The 16,943-nt window shown below is 72.4% G+C and carries 19 protein-coding genes, 1 tRNA gene and 1 pseudogene; 16 read left to right on the forward strand and 5 right to left on the reverse strand.

The features are described 5' to 3' along the window. Positions 1 to 4: 4 nt before the first annotated feature. The 3 genes and pseudogenes from ACFY3N_RS07105 to ACFY3N_RS07115 form a co-directional block, all read left to right on the forward strand. A pseudogene (locus tag ACFY3N_RS07105) lies at positions 5 to 199 on the forward strand (SIP domain-containing protein); the annotation flags it as partial. Positions 200 to 636: 437 nt separating this feature from the next. Continuing rightward, complete coding sequence (locus ACFY3N_RS07110) at positions 637 to 933, forward strand: type II toxin-antitoxin system VapB family antitoxin (RefSeq protein WP_004943146.1); 297 nt, start codon at positions 637 to 639, stop codon at positions 931 to 933. 136 nt (positions 934 to 1,069) lie between these two features. Continuing rightward, positions 1,070 to 1,681 (forward strand): LytR C-terminal domain-containing protein, encoded by a 612-nt coding sequence (locus ACFY3N_RS07115; RefSeq protein WP_390816047.1) that lies wholly within the window; start codon positions 1,070 to 1,072, stop codon positions 1,679 to 1,681. Between the two features lie 10 nt (positions 1,682 to 1,691). On the opposite strand, the gene upp is transcribed toward ACFY3N_RS07115, so the two are convergent. Beyond that, complete coding sequence (upp, locus tag ACFY3N_RS07120; protein WP_366813663.1) at positions 1,692 to 2,327, reverse strand: uracil phosphoribosyltransferase; 636 nt, start codon at positions 2,325 to 2,327, stop codon at positions 1,692 to 1,694. A 140-nt stretch (positions 2,328 to 2,467) separates the two neighbouring features. On the opposite strand from upp, the gene ACFY3N_RS07125 reads away from it, so the two are divergent. The 8 genes from ACFY3N_RS07125 (at position 2,468) to ACFY3N_RS07160 (ending at position 6,952) form a co-directional block, all read left to right on the forward strand. Continuing rightward, the gene (locus ACFY3N_RS07125) at positions 2,468 to 2,671 is read left to right on the forward strand and encodes a hypothetical protein (protein ID WP_390815620.1); all 204 of its coding nucleotides are present in this window, start codon (positions 2,468 to 2,470) and stop codon (positions 2,669 to 2,671) included. Positions 2,672 to 2,992: 321 nt separating this feature from the next. Next, on the forward strand, positions 2,993 to 3,538 hold the full coding sequence (locus ACFY3N_RS07130; RefSeq protein ID WP_390816048.1) for a hypothetical protein: 546 nt from the start codon (positions 2,993 to 2,995) through the stop codon (positions 3,536 to 3,538). A 56-nt stretch (positions 3,539 to 3,594) separates the two neighbouring features. Next, entirely contained in the window at positions 3,595 to 4,026 is a 432-nt protein-coding gene (gene tadA / locus ACFY3N_RS07135) for a tRNA adenosine(34) deaminase TadA (protein ID WP_390816049.1), read from the forward strand. Between the two features lie 45 nt (positions 4,027 to 4,071). Then, positions 4,072 to 4,156: transfer RNA gene (locus ACFY3N_RS07140), tRNA-Ser, on the forward strand. Positions 4,157 to 4,247: 91 nt separating this feature from the next. After that, positions 4,248 to 4,424, forward strand: coding sequence for a hypothetical protein (locus ACFY3N_RS07145; RefSeq protein WP_390815621.1), 177 nt, complete (start codon positions 4,248 to 4,250; stop codon positions 4,422 to 4,424). Continuing rightward, a complete protein-coding gene (locus tag ACFY3N_RS07150) occupies positions 4,424 to 4,717 on the forward strand; it encodes a Dabb family protein (protein ID WP_390815622.1) in 294 nt (97 codons plus the stop codon). The genes ACFY3N_RS07145 and ACFY3N_RS07150 overlap by 1 nt, the downstream gene beginning before the upstream one ends. Before the next feature lie 176 nt (positions 4,718 to 4,893). Next, the gene (locus ACFY3N_RS07155) at positions 4,894 to 5,802 is read left to right on the forward strand and encodes a SigB/SigF/SigG family RNA polymerase sigma factor (protein WP_390816050.1); all 909 of its coding nucleotides are present in this window, start codon (positions 4,894 to 4,896) and stop codon (positions 5,800 to 5,802) included. A gap of 247 nt (positions 5,803 to 6,049) precedes the next feature. After that, positions 6,050 to 6,952 carry an RNA polymerase sigma factor SigF gene (locus ACFY3N_RS07160; protein WP_390815623.1) on the forward strand — a complete coding sequence of 301 codons (903 nt, stop codon included), beginning with the start codon at positions 6,050 to 6,052 and terminating at the stop codon, positions 6,950 to 6,952. Between the two features lie 106 nt (positions 6,953 to 7,058). On the opposite strand, the gene ACFY3N_RS07165 is transcribed toward ACFY3N_RS07160, so the two are convergent. Further along, positions 7,059 to 7,253: a hypothetical protein gene (locus ACFY3N_RS07165; protein WP_361746773.1), complete on the reverse strand. Its 195-nt coding sequence runs from the start codon at positions 7,251 to 7,253 to the stop codon at positions 7,059 to 7,061. Between the two features lie 218 nt (positions 7,254 to 7,471). Between ACFY3N_RS07165 and ACFY3N_RS07170 the strand changes: the two genes are divergently transcribed. From ACFY3N_RS07170 to ACFY3N_RS07180, 3 genes are all read left to right on the forward strand, one after another. Beyond that, entirely contained in the window at positions 7,472 to 7,963 is a 492-nt protein-coding gene (locus ACFY3N_RS07170; protein ID WP_390815624.1) for a MarR family winged helix-turn-helix transcriptional regulator, read from the forward strand. Positions 7,964 to 7,976: 13 nt separating this feature from the next. Further along, positions 7,977 to 10,550 (forward strand): MFS transporter, encoded by a 2,574-nt coding sequence (locus tag ACFY3N_RS07175; RefSeq protein ID WP_390815625.1) that lies wholly within the window; start codon positions 7,977 to 7,979, stop codon positions 10,548 to 10,550. 109 nt (positions 10,551 to 10,659) lie between these two features. Next, a complete protein-coding gene (locus ACFY3N_RS07180; protein WP_390815626.1) occupies positions 10,660 to 11,481 on the forward strand; it encodes a YceI family protein in 822 nt (273 codons plus the stop codon). A gap of 7 nt (positions 11,482 to 11,488) precedes the next feature. Here the strand turns inward: ACFY3N_RS07180 and ACFY3N_RS07185 are convergent, their stop codons facing one another. Then, complete coding sequence (locus ACFY3N_RS07185; RefSeq protein ID WP_390815627.1) at positions 11,489 to 12,214, reverse strand: ANTAR domain-containing protein; 726 nt, start codon at positions 12,212 to 12,214, stop codon at positions 11,489 to 11,491. Between the two features lie 236 nt (positions 12,215 to 12,450). Here ACFY3N_RS07185 and ACFY3N_RS07190 point away from each other — a divergent pair, with 236 nt between their 5' ends. Both ACFY3N_RS07190 and ACFY3N_RS07195 read left to right on the forward strand, forming a co-directional pair. Further along, positions 12,451 to 12,798 (forward strand): STAS domain-containing protein, encoded by a 348-nt coding sequence (locus tag ACFY3N_RS07190; protein WP_390815628.1) that lies wholly within the window; start codon positions 12,451 to 12,453, stop codon positions 12,796 to 12,798. A 9-nt stretch (positions 12,799 to 12,807) separates the two neighbouring features. After that, positions 12,808 to 13,278, forward strand: a complete 471-nt coding sequence (locus tag ACFY3N_RS07195) for a PPOX class F420-dependent oxidoreductase (RefSeq protein WP_390815629.1) — start codon at positions 12,808 to 12,810, stop codon at positions 13,276 to 13,278. Between the two features lie 56 nt (positions 13,279 to 13,334). Here ACFY3N_RS07195 and ACFY3N_RS07200 read toward each other — a convergent pair whose 3' ends face one another. Continuing rightward, the gene (locus ACFY3N_RS07200) at positions 13,335 to 15,545 is read right to left on the reverse strand and encodes an ArnT family glycosyltransferase (RefSeq protein ID WP_390815630.1); all 2,211 of its coding nucleotides are present in this window, start codon (positions 15,543 to 15,545) and stop codon (positions 13,335 to 13,337) included. After that, on the reverse strand, positions 15,542 to 16,942 hold the full coding sequence (locus ACFY3N_RS07205) for a glycosyltransferase (protein ID WP_390815631.1): 1,401 nt from the start codon (positions 16,940 to 16,942) through the stop codon (positions 15,542 to 15,544). Before ACFY3N_RS07205 ends, ACFY3N_RS07200 begins: the two co-directional genes overlap by 4 nt. Position 16,943: the final 1 nt, after the last annotated feature.

Raw genomic sequence — 16,943 nt, forward strand, 5'->3', positions numbered from 1 at the left:
GTGAAGGCGCGACGGGACGGGGGCGGCGCTGCTCGAACGGGTCCGGGCCGACCTGCCCGAACTGCTGCGGTCCGCCCCCGACCCGTACGTGTGGATCGCCTGCGACACCGTGACCACCCGCGCGCTCTCGGGGTTCGCGCGCAAGGAACCGGGCGTGCCGAGGCAGCGGGTGCACGCGCTGGGGTACTGGCGCGCGAGCCGATCCGGGAGGCGGTCGCCGGGGCGCGGGCGTCACCCCTTCCCCCTTCACCCGGGTCCCGACGCCGGCGCGCCGCCGCACCCCGCCCGGCGCGGGCGATGACGATCCGGACCCGCACGAGAGCGCGGCGCACGACGACGGTGGCGCCGGGGCCGTCCGGCGGGGCGTCGCCGACCGCGGGGGCCCGGGGCCGCCGGCCGAGGTCCGGGCGCGCGCGGGAGGCGAGGGCCGCGAAGGATCACACGAAGCGGACGGAGGCGTTCTCAGGAGGGCGGGAGAGCGTCCGGGCGCCTCGGAAACGGCGGCCGACGGCCCGGCCCCATGATCGGTCATATCGGATCACCATTCCGTTTCGCCCCGCATTCGGGTGTCTTTTCCGGCGTCGCACTGCGTCGCCATGGCTGCGCCCGGAACGCGTTGGCCGGTAGGCTTTCCGTGTGATCTTCAAGCGCATCGGAAACGGCCGGCCGTACCCCGACCACGGCCGGGAAAGCACCCGGCAGTGGGCGGACGTCGCGCCGCGCCCGGTCCGCCTCGATCAGCTCGTGACGACCAAGCAGCAGCTCGACCTCGAGACCCTCCTCGCCGAGGACTCGACCTTCTACGGCGACCTCTTCGCGCACGTCGTGAAGTGGCAGGGCGATCTGTACCTGGAGGACGGGCTGCACCGCGCGGTGCGGGCCGCGCTCCAGCAGCGCCAGGTGCTGCACGCCCGCGTGCTCGAACTGGACTGACGCCCGTCCGGCGTCCTCCCGCACGGCCCGGTGTGGCCCTTTCGGGTGGGACTACGCCCAGTCGGATGATCATCTGGTATGCATTGCCGCCCGCGCGCACTACGCTGCGCCCATGAGCATGCTCACTCCACCCGGCATGGGCGGCCAGTACCGGATCACGGGTGACAAGTACCCGCGGATGCGCCGGCCCAGGCGGCGCGGCAGGCTCGTCGTCCTGACCGTTGCCTCCGCGGCCGTGCTCGGCGTGGGCGGCTGGGGCACGCTCCAGCTCATCGACGTGTTCACCGGCGGCGGCGACTCCGCTTCGGCGACCGGCACCAAGGCGGCCTGTGCCGACACGGCGAGCCGCACGGCCGCCCCGAAGCCGCTGCCCGAGCCCGGGACGATCACGGTCAACGTCCTCAACGCCACGACCCGCGGCGGACTCGCCCGGAAGGTCTCCGACGAGCTGAAGAACCGCGGCTTCAGGATCGGCGAGGTCGGCAACGCGACCAAGGAGTACGACAAGAAGGTCAAGGGCACCGGCGTGCTCCTCGGACCCGCCGCCGCCCTCGACACCTCGCTGCCGGTGCTCGGCACCCAGCTCGCCGGCGCCGAACGCCGCACCGACCCCGCCCGCAAGGGCGTCGAGGTCGACCTGATCATCGGCGACGGCTTCAAGGACCTGACCACGAAGGCGGACGCCGCCCGGGCCCTGACCGCACTGGCCGAGCCCGAGCCGACGCCCGCCCCGAAGAAGAACTGCTGAGCCGCGGGGGCTACTCCGCCGCCCCGTACATCCGGTCCCCCGCGTCGCCGAGGCCCGGCACGATGTAGCCGTGCTCGTTGAGCCGCTCGTCGACCGACGCCGTCACCACCGTCACCGGGGTACCGGCCAGCTCGCGCTCCATGACCTCGACGCCCTCGGGCGCGGCCAGCAGCACCACGGCGGTCACGTCGTCCGCGCCGCGCCTGATCAGCTCCTGGATCGCCGCGACCAGCGTGCCGCCGGTGGCGAGCATCGGGTCCAGGACGTAGACCTGGCGCCCGGAGAGGTCCTCCGGCATCCGGGTGGCGTACGTCGAGGCCTGCAGCGTCTCCTCGTTGCGGATCATGCCGAGGAAGCCCACCTCGGCGGTCGGCAGCAGCCGGACCATGCCGTCCAGCATGCCGAGACCGGCCCGCAGGATCGGCACCACCAGCGGGCGCGGATGGGAGAGCTTGACACCCGTGGTCCGCTCGACCGGCGTCTGGATGTCGACCTGTTCGGTGCGCACGTCGCGCGTGGCCTCGTAGGCGAGCAGGGTGACCAGCTCGTCGGCGAGACGGCGGAAGGTCGCGGAGTCGGTGCGCCGGTCGCGCAGCGTGGTGAGCTTGTGGGCGACCAGAGGGTGGTCGACGACGTGGAGACGCATGGCGTCAACATTAACCGGGCCCGGTGGGCCCGGCGTCCCCGCACGGGGCGAGCCCCTCCGCGGACGCCCTTCGCTCCCTCCCTGGCGTCAAACCGTCCGTCCGGGGGAAGGTGGGAGGGACGGACTGGGGTGGTGAACCGATGCCTGAGCAGGACAACCGAGATGATCCGTCGCCGCGCGGGGCGCCCGATCCGGCGGAGACGGAGGCCGAGCGGCGGCGGCGGCGCGCCCGGTTCCTGCGCGAACTCGCCGAGGCCCGGGCCCTGCGCGACCGGGTCCAGCCGCGCCGCGCCAAGGCCGCCCGGCTGCGCCACGCGATGCGCATGCGCACCTTCCGCTGGTAGGCGGCGGCGGAGAAAATCCCCCCCGGCCGCGGGAAGATCGCGGCACGCGCACGTGTTTGCCGAAGTGCCCGTGCGGGGAAGGCCCGTGAGTCCGCGTACGATCCGCACGTGGCGACAAGGAGTGCGCTGGTGAGTCCCTCGTGGGCGCACCCGGCGCACTGCGGTCAAAATGCCGGACACAGGGAGCCGAAGACGTCCCCTGACGGCCTTGTTTCTGCCACGATTCCGAGTGGGTGGGGCTCGAAGCACCGTCTCCCGCCCGCAACACCTCCGCCGGGGGGACCCCCAACCGGCACGCCTATGACCAGTGGGAGAGTCACGGTGTACTTCGCCGCACTGCTCGCGCGCACCGAAGACGGGTGGGAAGCGAGCGACACGGAACTCGACGATGTGGAGACCCTGTCGGATCTGGCCGACCTGGCCCGGGAGGCCTCTCCCGACGAGGACACGGTGCTCGTGCTGATCGAGCAGGAGGGCGGCTGGTTCGGCGTCGTCCGCGTGGACGGCGAGGAGGATCCCCGGGTCTACGTGTCCGACGCCGCCGCCGCCGCCCGCAGCAGCTACGGCGAGATCCTGCTCACCGACGAGCTGCTCGGCCGGGAGCCCGGGAACGACGGCACCGACCTGGACGCCCTCGACCTCGACGGCACGGAGGACGGTGAACCGGACGACGAGGACGCCGGCGCCGACGCCGGCGCCGCGTCCGCCGGGGGCACCGACGCCGTGCCGCACGGGCCGGTCGGTGACGCGCAGGTCCTGGAGGACCTGGGCGTGAGCGAGAAGGAGTTGCGGTCGATGACCGAGGACGCCGTCACCGAGATCGCCGACGCCCTGGGCGCCGCGGAGGTCCTGGAGACCGTCCGCTGACCGTGCGGAACACACCGGGGCCGCCGGACCCGGTGCGCGATCCCTGGCGGCCCGCGATGCGACTCGCCCTGGACGAGGCCGAACGGGCCGTCCGGGGCGGGGACGTCCCCGTCGGCGCCGTCGTGCTGGCCCCGGACGGCACCGCCGTGCTGGCCGCCGCCCACAACGAGCGCGAGGCCGCCGGCGACCCCACGGCCCACGCGGAGGTCCTCGCCGTCCGGCGGGCCGCCGCGCGGCTCGGGGAGTGGCGGCTGGCCGGCTGCACCCTGGTGGTGACGCTGGAGCCGTGCACGATGTGCGCGGGCGCGATCCAGCAGTCCCGGGTGGACCGGGTGGTCTACGGCGCCCGGGACGAGAAGGCGGGCGCGGTCGGCTCCCTGTGGGACCTGGTCCGCGACCGGCGGCTCAACCACCGCCCCGAGGTGATCGAGGGCGTGCTCGCCGACGAGTGCTCCCGGCTGCTCACGGAGTTCTTCCGGAACCGGTGAATACCGATTTCAAACCATGCCCCACCGTGCTGTAGGGTCTCCCTCGGTAGCGTGTCCGAGCGGCCGAAGGAGCTCGCCTCGAAAGCGAGTGTGGCGCAAGTCACCGAGGGTTCAAATCCCTCCGCTACCGCTGTGAAGGGCCCCGTCGTCAGACGGGGCCCTTCGTGCGATCATGGGCCCGCTCGATGCTCGTGTGACACCGGTGACAGGGGAGGGCCGCGATGGCGGTGAACGCGAAGAAGGCCGCCGTCTACGTCCTTGTGGTCTTCGTGCTGTATCTGATCATCACGGACCCGGAGACGGCGGCCGACTACGTCCAGATAGGGTTCGAGGGCATATCGGAGGCCGCGAAGGCCGTCGGCGACTTCATGACCTGGCTGGCCAACGGAGGAAAGTGATGATCCGCCATCTGGTGCTCTTCAGGCTGAACGAGGGCGTCGAGCGCGACGACCCGCGGGTGGTGGAGGGCGTGGAGGCCTTCCGTTCGCTGGACGGCAAGATCCCGGAGATCCGCTTCTGGGAGTGCGCCTGGAACATCAGCGACCGCCCCATCGCCTACGACTTCGCCATCAACTCGGCGTTCGAGGACGCGGAGGCGCTGCGCCGGTACGTGGAGCACCCCGAGCACCAGGCGGGTGTCGGACTGTGGCGCGAGTTCGCCACGTGGGTGATCGCCGACTACGACTTCTGACACCCCGCCCCCGGAGCCCCTCGCCATGACGGCGGGGGGTTTAGTTGTTCCGTACGCCCATACTTGGCCCTCAACACGGAATATGCGGTGCTTGCACACAGTGAGTCAGTCTTGTGATGCTATGACCGCTTTTGAGGGATGAGTCGGCGGACGATGTGAGCGATGAAGAGGTGGCGTTGACCGTGTCGGCCAGTACTGCGCCGCCCCAGGACGAGGTGTCCCCCGACGCGGTCCAGGCCCCGGCCTCCGCCCGCTCCTCCCCCGACCCCTCCGCCCCCGGCCCCTCCACGCCCGCCGAACCGCCGCCGAGCCCCGCCAAGCGGCGCGGCGCCGACACCCGGGCCCTGACCCAGCTGCTCTTCGGCCAGCTCAAGGAGCTGCAGCCGGGCACGCCGGAGCACACCCGCGTGCGCGCCGCGCTCATCGAGGCCAACCTGCCCCTGGTGCGCTACGCCGCCGCCCGCTTCCGCTCCCGCAACGAGCCGATGGAGGACGTCGTCCAGGTCGGCACCATCGGGCTGATCAACGCCATCGACCGCTTCGACCCGGACCGGGGCGTGCAGTTCCCGACGTTCGCGATGCCGACGGTGGTCGGCGAGATCAAGCGGTACTTCCGGGACAACGTCCGCACCGTCCACGTACCGCGCCGGCTGCACGAGCTGTGGGTGCAGGTCAACAGCGCGACCGAGGACCTGACGACCGCCCACGGGCGCTCCCCGTCGACCGCCGAGATCGCCCAGCGGCTGCGCATCACCGAGGAGGAGGTGCTGTCCTGCATCGAGGCCGGGCGGTCGTACCACGCCACCTCGCTGGAGGCCGCGCAGGAGGGCGACGGGATGCCCGGACTGCTGGACCGGCTGGGGTACGAGGATCCCGCCCTGGACGGCGTCGAGCACCGCGACCTCGTCCGGCACCTGCTCGTCCAGCTGCCCGAGCGGGAGCAGCGCATCCTGCTGCTGCGTTACTACAGCAATCTCACCCAGTCGCAGATCAGCGCGGAACTCGGCGTCTCGCAGATGCACGTGTCCCGGCTGCTGGCGCGCAGCTTCCAGCGGCTGCGGTCCGCAAACAAGATCGAGGCGTAACCGGAAAGAGCGAATCGCCCAGCGGTGCCGTTCTGTGCGTTTCTGGTCCGAAAGCCCGTCAGACCCCTTGTTTCCAGGGCTGATTCACATCTCAGATGTCGACATGTCACTACAGCGCGTTGCCGACATGTGACATTCTGCGGGAAGCGCGTTTGCCGGAGCCCCGGCGCCGGTATTCCAGGTGATGGCTGCGTTCCTCGATCGGGGAGCGTCCGCCGCGACCGTCCCGCGACCCAAAGGGGGTGGCATGTCCGCAGAACAGGGCAGCTCGAAGGTGCTCACGCTCGCGGAGAGCGAGACAGCTCCCCATGCTCTCGACGCACTCGGCCCCATCGACGAGGGCCCGGCCCTCCCGGCCACGCCCGCTCCGGAGCTCCCGGACACGGCGGCACTCGACACCCGCACCCTGTCCCGCTCCCTGTTCCTGCGGCTCGCCGCGCTGGACGAGGACAGCCCGGAACGCGCCTACGTCCGGGACACCCTGATCGAGCTCAACCTGCCGCTGGTGCGGTACGCGGCGGCGCGGTTCCGCTCGCGCAACGAGCCGATGGAGGACATCGTCCAGGTCGGCACCATCGGGCTGATCAAGGCGATCGACCGCTTCGACTGCGAACGGGGCGTGGAGTTCCCGACGTTCGCGATGCCGACGGTGGTCGGCGAGATCAAGCGGTTCTTCCGCGACACGTCGTGGTCGGTGCGGGTGCCGCGCCGGCTGCAGGAGCTGCGCCTGGCGCTGACGAAGGCCGGCGACGAGCTCTCCCAGAAGCTGGACCGCTCCCCGACGGTCACCGAACTCGCCGCCGTGCTGGGCGTGTCGGAGGAGGACGTCGTCGACGGCCTCGCGGTCGGCAACGCGTACACGGCGTCCTCGCTGGACTCCCCCGCCCCCGAGGACGACGGCGGCGAGGGCTCGCTCGCGGACCGCCTCGGCTACGAGGACACGGCGCTGGAGGGCGTGGAGTACCGGGAGTCGCTGAAGCCGCTGCTGGCCAAGCTGCCGCCCCGGGAGCGGCGGATCATCATGCTGCGCTTCTTCGCCAACATGACCCAGTCGCAGATCGGCGAGGAGGTCGGCATCTCCCAGATGCACGTCTCGCGGCTGCTCACCCGGACGCTCGCCCAGCTGCGGGAGGGCCTCATCTCGGACTGAGGCACCGCAGGGGGCGGAGCGTCCAAAGGACGCTCCGCGCGTGACATCGGTTCCGTGGCCGCCGGGGCGCCTCGTACGGGCGCAACGGCGGCCGCCGCGTTCCCGGCTACTTCAGCGCGAGCCAGGCCACCGCGGCGACGACCGCCACGGCGACGACGACGCCGACGATCAGACCGATCCGCGGCCCGCCGCCGGTCGCGGCGGCCTGTCGGCCCTGGGGTTCCTCGTCGACGAACGCGCGGAACATCTGGGTGCTGCCGGCGGGGTCGTGGTTGCCCTGCGGGCCCTGGGTGTTAGCCATGCCCCGAGACCCTAGCGAATGCCCGGCGGGGTGCCCAAGCGGGGGCGTCGCCAGGGCCGGGCGGGCGACGCCGGACGGGCGGACGGGCCCCGAGCTGCGGGTTTACTTTCGCGATTACTTGCCTTTGCCAAGTTTTTTGGCCGGAAACCCCGTTTTTGCTTGCCTGCAGCAACCATCGATTCTTATCGTTGCCCTAAGCAATCAAAGCGGGAGGTGTCATGGCCGGGCAGGCGCAGTACGAGGAACTGGTGCGACAGTTCAGCGCCTTCGGCGCCGTCAAGCGGGAGATGAACCGGATCATGCCGGCCGACTGTCCCAGCGGCTCCGCCGCCGTGCTGACGCTGCTCGGCCGCCACGGCGACATGCGCATGGGCAGGCTCGCCGAGCTGCTGTCCGTGGACATGTCGGTCACCAGCCGGCACGTCGCCCACCTGGCCGAGCGCGGCTGGCTCGAACGCTCCCCCGACCCCGCCGACAAGCGGTCCCGCATCCTCCACCTCACCCCCGCCGGCCGGACGCAGCTCGACGAGCTGTTCCGGCGGACCACCCAGCTCCTCGCGGAGCGCCTGGACGACTGGTCCGACGACGAGATCGGCCGGCTCACCCAGCTGATGACCCGGCTCAGGGCCAGCTTCGGCGACTGCCGGACGGCGCCCCGCCCGGCGTCTCCCGCTCCCGAACCCACCACCCGTACACCCGCAAGCGCATAAGAGAAGGAAGTCCATGGCAACGACCACACCAGCCGGTGTGCGGGCTCATGCCAAGCACGGGGGAGGCTCCTCCGCAGACGCTCCGATGACGCACCGGCAGATCATGGAGGCGCTCTCCGGGCTGCTGCTCGGCATGTTCGCCGCCATCCTGTCCTCGACCATCGTCACCAACGCCCTGCCCGAGATCGTGGGCGATCTCGGCGGCGGCCAGAGCGCCTACACCTGGGTCGTCACCGCCTCGCTGCTGGCGATGACCGCCTCCACCCCCCTGTGGGGCAAGCTCGCGGACCTGGTCAGCAAGAAGGCCCTGGTCCAGATAGGCCTGATCGTCTACGTCATCGGCTCCGTCGTCGCGGGCCTGGCGCAGAACCCGGCGATGCTGATCACCGCCCGCGCCATCCAGGGCCTGGGCGCCGGCGGTCTGTCCGCCCTGGCGCAGATCATCATGGCCGCGATGATCTCCCCGCGTGAGCGCGGGCGCTACTCCGGCTACCTGGGCGCGACCTTCGCCGTCGCGACCGTCGGCGGCCCGCTGCTCGGCGGCGTGATCACCGACACCAGTTGGCTCGGCTGGCGCTGGTGCCTCTACGTCGGCGTGCCCTTCGCGCTCGTCGCGCTGATCGTGCTGCAGAAGACGCTGCACCTGCCCGTGGTCAAGCGGAAGGTCAAGGTCGACTGGGCCGGCGCCTTCTTCGTCACCGCGGCCGTCTGCCTGCTGCTCGTCTGGGTCACCTTCGCCGACGACAAGTACGACTGGATGTCCTGGCAGACGGGCGTCATGGTCGGCGGCGCGATCGTGCTGACGCTGATCTTCCTCTTCGTCGAGACGAAGGCCGCCGAGCCGATCATCCCGCTGCGGCTGTTCCGCAACCGCACCATCACCCTGGCCTCGCTGGCCTCGCTGTTCGTCGGCATCGCGATGTTCGCGGGCACCGTCTACTTCAGCCAGTACTTCCAGCTGGCCCGGGACAAGTCCCCGACCATGTCGGGCGTCATGACCATCCCGATGATCGGCGGCCTGTTCGTGTCGTCCACGGTCTCCGGCCAGATCATCACCAGGACCGGCAGGTGGAAGGGCTGGCTGCTGGCCGGCGGCGTGCTGCTGACGGCGGGCCTCGGCCTCCTCGGCACCATGCGCTACGACACCCCGTACTGGCACCTCGCCCTCTACATGGCGCTGATGGGCCTCGGCGTCGGCATGATGATGCAGAACCTGGTGCTCTGCACGCAGAACCAGGTGGCCCCCGGCGACCTGGGCGCGGCCTCCTCCGTCGTGACCTTCTTCCGGTCCCTCGGCGGCGCGGTGGGCGTCTCCGTGCTCGGCTCGGTCATGTCGACCCGGATCAGCGGCTACGCCTCGGACACCATCGGCTCGCTGAGCCCGCAGGAGCAGGCGGCGGCCGCCAAGGCCTCCGGCAGCGGCGCCATCCCCGACATGGACCTGCTGCCCGAACACATCCGCACCTGGCTCGAGAGCGCCTACGGGCACGGCATCGCCGACATCTTCCTGTACGTCGCGCCGGTCGCCCTGCTCGCCTTCGTGGTGACGCTGTTCATCAAGGAGGTCCCGCTGCGGACCTCGGGCGCGCTGGCCCAGGCCGCCGAGGCCCCGGCCGGGACCGCGCCGACGGCGGCCGCGCCGGCCGTCCCGGTCACCCCGAACGCCTCGGTCACCCCGAACGCCTCGGTCACCCCGAACGCCTCGGCCGTCCCGAACGCCTCGGACGCCTCGGCCACCGACCCCGGTGCCGGTCCGGTGGCCGCGCAGCGGCTCGCCGCCGTCGCCACGGCGACCGGCTCCGGTGAGCCGGGGACGCCCGAGCCCGGCGGCATCGCGGTCCGCGGCTTCGTCCGCGGGGCCGAGTCCGTCCCGGTCCCGCAGGCCGCCGTCACGCTGATCTCGCTGGGAGGCCGGCAGCTGGGCCGGTCGGTCGCCCGGGCCGACGGCTCCTACGCCCTGAACGCGCCGGGCGCGGGGTCGTACGTCCTGATCGCCGCCGCCGACGGCCACCAGCCGCAGGCGTCCACGGTCGTGGTGGACGGCGAGCCGGTCGCCTACGACATCCTGCTCAGCGGCACCAGCGGCCTGAACGGGCTGGTCCGCGCGGCGGGCAGCGGACTGCCGGTGCCGGACGCGATGGTGATCGTCACCGATGTGCGCGGGGATCTGCTGGCCACCGGGAGCACCGGTGAGCAGGGCGAGTTCTCGTTCACCGAACTGGTGCCGGGCGCGGTGACGGTGGCGGTGAACGCCGCCGGGTACCGGCCGCGCGCGCTGCCCGTCGAGGTCGGCGGCACCGGGGTCACCCGGGTCGAGGTCGACCTGGAGACCGGTGCCCGGGTGCGGGGTGTGGTCCGCGCCCCGCACGGGCCGCTGGCCGACGCCCGGGTCACCCTGGTCGACGCGGCCGGCAACGTGGCCGGCACGGCGACGACCGGTCCGGACGGGGCGTACGCCTTCGCCGATCTGGACGGCGGCGAGTACACCGTCATCGCCACGGGCTACCCGCCGGTGGCCACGGCGCTGACCGTCTCCGGCGCCGGTGTCGACGACCACGACATCGAGCTCGCCCACCCGGGCGAGTAGCCAAACCCCGGCCCGTGGCGGGCGGACGCGTTCCGTGGCGGAGACGCGTCCCCGCCGCGGGCCGGCCTCATCCGACCATTTCGTACGTGTTCGCAGGGAGAAGAACGGGATGCCACTGACCGCGAGGATCCGCACCCGGGACGGATGGGCCGTGTCGCACGCGGTCGTCACGGTGACCGACGGGACCGGTACGCAGGTGCTGCGCGCCGGGGCGGACGCCGAGGGCGCCGTCCGGGACGCCACCGCGCTGGCGCCGGGGGCGTACACCGTCGTCGTCACCGCGGTCGGGTACGCGCCCGCCGCCGCGAGCGCGATCGTCACCGCGAGCGGTCGGGCCGAGGTCGGGACGGTGACGCTGGCCCGGCAGGGCGGCACCGAGCTGCCGCCGCCGGGGCCGTGGACCGTGGACCCGGCGCATTCGAGCGTGGCGGCCGTCGCCCGGCACCTGGGCATCTCCAGCGTGCGGGGCCGGTTCACCGAGTTCGCGGCCCTGGTGGAGGTCGCGCCGGACGACGTCGCCAAGTCCCGCGTGGAGGCGGTGATCCGGGCGGCGTCCATCGACACCGGCAACGGGACGCGCGACGCCCATCTGCGGTCCGCGGACTTCCTGGACGTCGAGCGGTACCCCGAGATCACCTACCGGTCCACCGGTCTGACCGAGGCGGGTTCCGACCGCTGGACGGTCCACGGCGAGCTGGCCATGCGGGGGGTCGTCCGGCCCGTCGACCTCGACCTGGCCTACCTCGGCACCGGGGCGGACCCCTGGGGCGGCACCCGGGCGGCCTTCCGCGCCACGGCCGAACTGCGGCGCGAGGACTTCGCGATGAACTACAACCAGGTCGTCCAGGCCGGCATCGCGGCCATCGGCACGACCCTCCGGGTGGAGCTGGACGTCCAGGCCGTCCAGGGGGAGTCGCTCCCGGCCGTGTGAGGCCCCGTCAGGGGGTGCTGTGCGGGTCGACGATGCGGCGGGCGAGGTCGCGCAGTTTGACGTTCTCCCGCTGCGAGGCCCGGACCAGGCTGTCGAAGGCGCCGGCCGCGTCGATGTCCAGGCGCTCCATGAGGATGCCGGTGGCCTGGCCGATCAGGTCCCGGGTGCGCATGGCCTCGGTGAGCTGCTCGCGCACGGTGGCGGAGTCGAGGGCGATGCCGACGTGCGCGGTGAACAGCCGGCCCACCCGCAGTGCGGTCTCGTCGAAGGCGCGCGGCTTGCGGGCGTAGGCGGTCAGCACGGTCAGCCGGCGGCGGTCGGCCCGCAGCCGCAGCGACAGCACGGAGCGCAGGCCGAGTCGGGACAGCGTGTCGTCGCCCTCGCCGTTCTCGCTGTCCTCGACCCCGGCCACCGGGGCGGCCCACAGACGGTGCCAGTACGGCTGGTGCCCCGCCCCGGCGGCGCCGCCCTCCTCGGCGGCGCGCACGACGTCGTCGGTCCAGGCGAGCGTGGAGCGCCGGTTGTCCCGCTCGATGACGGAGATGCCCGCGTGGTCGGCACCGGGCACGAGGTCGACGGCGAGGCGGACGGCGGTGTCCAGGGTGCTGTCCGGGGTGGACGTCTCATGCAGTCGCTGCGCTGCCGCCGTGAGTGCATCCGCCAGCTCCAACCCGGCCGGGAAACGGGGCAAATCAGAAAACTCGGACGTAGCCACCACGAACCTCTTCGGCATGCACGGCCTCACGGCCGTGCGCAGGAGAGCTCCGCAGCACATTCCCGACTGCGAGCACAGGACGCACAGAACTCTATCTGTTCGGTTGCGTCGGGGTGACGTCCGGACCTGCGGTATCGGCGCCCGGGCCGATCACCTCCCCGGCCCGCTTCCGCCGGTGCCCTCCGGCGTGGTGCAATGGACGGGCGGGTCAGGAAGTGGCCTCACCGGAATCCCGGACGACGCATGTCTGCCAGGTGAGCACCGTGACCTTCCTGCCGAACCCCTCCGAGCACGAGCTGCTCCGGTTCCCGCCGGAGATCGACTTCTCCAACGCCGGGGACCTCCTCGACGTCATCGTCTCCAGGACACGTCCCGGCGACGGCCCGCGGCCCCGGGTCCTGGTCCTCGATTTCACCGCGACCCTGTTCATGGACTCCCAGGGCGTCCGCCTCATCAACGAGGTGCGCCGGCTGCTGCGCCCCGGCACCCGCGTGCACGTGGTGGCCCGCCCGGACAGCGTGGCGAGCCGCGTGCTGGAGCTGACGGGCCTGCGCCGCGACGTCCCCGTGTACGACAACCTCCCGGAAGCCCTGGCCGCCTAGGCTGGCGCCATGGCACCCAACATCGCGACGAACACCCGCGTCTCCCTCGACGAGCTGCTGGACTTCGTACGGCCCCGGCACCGGGCGATCCTGCTGACCCGGCGGGCCGACGGCGGTCCCCAGGGATCGCCGCTGACCTGCGGGGTCGACGACTCGGGCCGGATCGTGGTCTCCACGTACCCCGAGCGCGCCAAGACCCGCAACGCCAAGCGGGACACCCGGGTGAGCCTGATCGTCCTCAGCGACGACTGGAACGGGCCGTGGGTCCAGATCGACGGCACCGCCGAGGTGGTGGACTCGCCCGAGTCCGTGGAGCCGCTGGTGGAGTACTACCGGAACATCGCCGGCGAGCACCCGGACTGGGACGAATACCGCGCCGCCATGGTCAAGCAGGGCAAGTCGATCATCCGGATCACTCCGGAGCGCTGGGGCCCGGTGGCGACCGGCGGTTTCCCGGCACGGCTGGCCGAGGGGGAGTGAGCAGGTGAGGGCGGTGACATGGGATGTCACCGCCCTCGTCCCTCATCGGGGGACCGTCAGCCGTCGGTCGTCTTCTGCGTGAGGTCGTAGAAGGTGGCCGAGCCGGCCGTCACCTCCTTGAAGTTCTCCTGCACCCAGGTGGAGATCTGCGAGGAGCTTCCGGAGTCTCCGCCCATTCCGCCACCCATGCCGCCGCCGGCGACGAAGTAGTGGATCTCTCCGTCCGCCACGTACTTCTTGAACTGGGCGAGCGTCGGGGACGGGTCGGTGCCGTTGAAGCCGCCGATCGCCATCACGGGTTCACCGGTGGAGAGCTGGTAGCTGGCGGCGTTCTGGGCGCCGATGGCCGCGGCGACCCAGGTGTAGTCGCCGGCGTCGGCCTCCAGCAGTTCCTTCGCCTCGGAATCGACGTCCGCGCCGCCGAGCAGGCCGCCCATGCCGCCGCCACCCATGCCGCCCTCGGCACTGTTGCCGGTGCCGTTCTGCGGGGCGCCCTGGCCGTTCTGGCCGCCCTGGCCGTTCTGGCCGCCCTGGCCGTTCTGGCCACCCTGGCCGTTCTGGCCCATGGGGCCGCCGCCGGGGAAGCCGCCGGTGCCGTTGCCGCCCGCGCCGGGCGGGGTCTGGCCCTGGCCGCCCTGCCGGCTCTGCCCGCCGGGCCCGCCCCCGCCGGGGAAGCCGCCGCCCCCGCCGGGACCGCCGCCCATGCTCGCCCCCGCCGGCCCGGCGGTGACGATCGAACCGGTGTGCCCCTCCTGCACGGTGCTCAGCGTGTACGCCGTCGGACCGGCCAGCGCGGTCACCAGGCCCAGCCCCGCCGCCGCGAGCGCCACCCGGCGCCCCACCCGGCCCGCGAAGAGCAGCCCGAGGGCGGCGACCAGCCCGCCGACCAGGACCAGCCACTTCAGCCACGGCAGGTAGTCGGACGTGCGGTTGAGCAGCACGTACCCCCAGGCGGCCGTGGCCGTGACGGCGGCCGCGAGGCCGAGCGACGCCCACGGCGCCCGCCGCTTCTCCCACAGGGCCGCCGCGCCCATGCCGGTCACGGCCGCGAGGTACGGCGCGAGGGCCACCGTGTAGTACTGGTGGAAGATGCCGGCCATGTAGCTGAAGACCACCATGGTCATCAGCAGCGAGCCGCCCCACACCAGGAACGAGGCGCGGGCCAGGTCGGTCCGCGCGGCCCTCCGGGTGAGGACCAGGCCGGCGACGAGCAGGATCAGCGCGGCGGGCAGCAGCCAGGAGATCTGGCCGCCGATCTCGGAGTTGAACATCCGGTCCCAGCCGGTCTCGCCCCACTGTCCGCCGCCGCCCATACCGCCACCGCCGCCGACGCTGCCGGTCTCCTCGCCGCTGAGCCGGCCGAGACCGTTGTAGCCGAAGGTCAGCTCCAGGAAGCTGTTGTTCTGCGAGCCGCCGACGTACGGGCGCGACGACGCCGGCCACAGCTCGACGACCGCGACCCACCAGCCGCCGGAGACGACCAGCGCGAGGGTCGCCAGGGCCAGTTGCCCCAGCCGCTTCCTCAGCCGCACCGGCGCGCAGACGCCGTAGACCAGCGCGAGGGCCGGGAGGATCAGGAAGGCCTGGAGGGTCTTGGCGAGGAAGGCGAAGCCGATCGCGGCCCCGGCCCACACCAGCCACTTCGTACGGCCGTCCTCCAGGGCGCGGACGACGAGGTAGCAGGCGAGGGACATCAGCAGCGCCAGCATCGCGTCCGGGTTGTTGAACCGGAACATCAGCGCCGCGACCGGGGTGAGCGCGAGGACCGCGCCCGCGATCAGACCGGCCGCCGGGCTGAAGCGGCGGCGCACGGCCGCGTACACGACGGCGACCGTGCCGACACCCATGAGCACCTCGGGCACCAGGATCGCCCAGGAGTTCAGGCCGAAGATCCTGACCGACAGCTCCATCGGCCACAGTGAGGCCGGGGGCTTGTCCACGGTGATGGCGTTCGCCGCGTCCAGCGAGCCGAAGAAGAACGCCTTCCAGGACTCGCTGCCCGCCTGGACGGCCGCCGAGTAGAAGGAGTTGGCGTATCCGGAGGCGCTCAGGTTGTACAGGTAGAGCAGCCCGGTCGCCAGCAGCAGGCCGAGGAGGGCGGGGCGCACCCAGCGGGGGTCCTCGGGCCGGCCGCGCCATGCTCTGCGGGCGAGGGGCCCGCGGGGTTCGCCCGTCCCGGGGGCGGCGGGGCCGTCGGCCACCGGGGACGGCGGTCCCCAGGTGGCGGGGTCCGCCGGGGGACTCGTCTGGTCGTACTGCGTGGTCATCGGAAGTCCCTCGGTTCGTGGTCGGAAGGCCGGGACGGACGGGTGGGGAGCGGCGAGCGGACCGGCTGGAGCGGCAGGGTCGCGTCCTGCCAGGCGGGGGCTGCGGGGGCGTGCTGCCAGTCGGGGACGACGGAGGGGGCGGCGGTCCCGGGGGACCGGCCGCGGTCCGGGAACACCCACGCGCGGAAGAGCAGGAACCGCAGCACGGTCGCCGCGAGGTTGGCCGCGACGAGCACCGCCAGCTCGGTGGAGTGGGCGGGGTCGCTGCTGGCGGCGTTCAGCGCGGCGAGCGAACCGCTGGTCAGGGCGAGACCGATGCCGAAGACGACCAGGCCCTGCGCCTGGTGCCGTACGGCCCCGCCGCGCCCCCGCACGCCGAAGGTGAGCCGCCGGTTGGCGGCGGTGTTGGCGACCGCCGAGACCAGCAGGGCCAGGCCGTTGGCGGTCTGGGAGCCGGTGAAGGTCCGGAAGCCGCTGTAGAGCAGCAGGTAGAAGAGGGTGGACAGGACGCCGACCACGCAGAAGCCGACCAGCTGGCGGGCCAGCCCCTGCGGTACGTCCTCGATGTCCCGGTCGCGCGGGTCGTCGCCGAAGGGCCGGGCGAGCCGGTCCAGCGGCAGCGAGCCGGTGGCCAGCGCCCTGCCGACCCGCCAGACGCCCTTGAGGTCGTCGGTCGCCGTCTTCACGATGTGCACGGTGGAGTCGGGGTCGTCGACCCAGTCGACCGGCACCTCGTGGATCCGCAGCCCCGCGCGCTCGGAGAGGACCAGCAGCTCGGTGTCGAAGAACCAGCCGCTGTCCTCCACCAGGGGCAGCAGCACCTGGGCCACGTCACGGCGGATCGCCTTGAACCCGCACTGCGCGTCGGAGAAGCGGGCCTGCAGCGAACCGCGCAGGATCAGGTTGTACGAGCGGCTGATGAACTCCCGCTTGGCTCCCCGCACCACGCGTGAACTGCGGCTCAGCCGGGAGCCGATGGCGAGGTCGGAGTGGCCGGAGATCAGCGGGGCGACCAGCGGCAGCAGCGCGTTGAGGTCGGTGGACAGGTCCACGTCCATGTAGGCGAGGACGGGGGCGTCCGAGGCGGACCAGACGGTCCGCAGCGCCCGGCCGCGTCCCTTCTGCTCCAGGCGCACGGACCGCACCTCCGGGAACCGTTCCGCCAGCCGGCCGGCCACGTGCGGGGTGCTGTCCGTGGAGGCGTTGTCGGCGATCGTGATGCGGAAGGCGTAGGGGAAGGTGCGGGTCAGGTGCTCGTGCAGTCTGCGGACGCACGGCTTGAGGTCCTTCTCCTCGTTGTAGACGGGGATCACTACGTCCAGGACCGGCGTGCCCGCTCCGGCGGCCGGGAGGTGCTCCCGCGCCGGCAGGGTGCCGGGAGAAGAATCGGTTCGCATG

The organism is Streptomyces sp. NPDC000348, assembly GCF_042898795.1.
Lineage (GTDB): Bacteria > Actinomycetota > Actinomycetes > Streptomycetales > Streptomycetaceae > Streptomyces.